Genomic DNA, 1,101 nt, shown 5'->3' on the forward strand with positions numbered 1-1,101 from the left:
GATCAGCGGACGACGACCTCGGGGCCGCCGGCCTCGTCGTCGTCGAGGTCCACCTCGACGCCCATCTCCTCGGCCAGGCGCAGGGCCTCCTCGATGAGGGTCTCCACGATCTGCGACTCCGGCACGGTCTTGATGACCTCGCCCCTGACGAAGATCTGCCCCTTGCCGTTGCCCGAGGCGACGCCGAGGTCGGCCTCCCTGGCCTCGCCGGGCCCGTTGACCACGCAGCCCATCACGGCCACGCGCAGCGGCACCTTGAGCCCGGCCAGCCCGGCCTGGACCTGCTCGGCGAGGGTGTAGACGTCGACCTGGGCGCGTCCGCAGGACGGGCAGGAGACGATCTCCAGGCCGCGCTCGCGCAGGCCCAGCGACTCCAGGATCTGGGCGCCGACCTTGACCTCCTCCACCGGGGGCGCCGACAGCGATACCCGGATGGTGTCGCCGATGCCCTCGGCCAGCAGCGCACCGAAGGCCACCGCCGACTTGATCGTGCCCTGGAAGGCCGGCCCCGCCTCGGTGACGCCCAGGTGCAGCGGGTAGTCGCACCGCTCGGCCAGCAGCCGGTAGGCCTGGATCATCACGACGGGGTCGTTGTGCTTGACGGAGATCTTGATGTCGCGGAAGCCGTGCTCCTCGAACAGCGAGCACTCCCACAGCGCCGACTCCACCAGCGCCTCGGGGGTGGCCTTGCCGTACTTGGCCAGCAGGCGCGGGTCGAGGGACCCGGCGTTGACGCCGATCCTGATCGGCACGCCGGCGTCGGAGGCGGCGCGGGCGATCTCGCCGACCTTGTCGTCGAACTTCTTGATGTTGCCGGGGTTGACCCGCACCGCCGCGCAGCCCGCCTCGATGGCGGCGAAGACGTACTTCGGCTGGAAGTGGATGTCGGCGATGACGGGGATCTGCGACTTGCGGGCGATCGCCGGCAGCGCGTCGGCGTCGTCCTGGGACGGCACCGCGACGCGGACGATCTGGCAGCCGGCCGCGGTGAGCTCGGCGATCTGCTGGAGCGTGGAGTTGACGTCGGCGGTCAGCGTGGTGGTCATCGACTGCACCGAGACCGGCGCGTCCCCGCCGACGGGAACCGACCCGACCATGATC

Annotated in this window: 1 protein-coding gene; it reads right to left on the reverse strand. The window is 71.0% G+C overall.

What is annotated here, in order from left to right; all coding sequences use genetic code 11:
• Positions 1 to 2: 2 nt before the first annotated feature.
• A complete protein-coding gene (gene ispG, locus F5972_RS36790) occupies positions 3 to 1,100 on the reverse strand; it encodes a flavodoxin-dependent (E)-4-hydroxy-3-methylbut-2-enyl-diphosphate synthase (protein WP_225312249.1) in 1,098 nt (365 codons plus the stop codon).
• Position 1,101: the final 1 nt, after the last annotated feature.

Origin of the sequence: Microbispora cellulosiformans, from assembly GCF_008728085.1 — a bacterium.
GTDB classification, from domain to species: Bacteria; Actinomycetota; Actinomycetes; order Streptosporangiales; family Streptosporangiaceae; genus Microbispora; species Microbispora amethystogenes.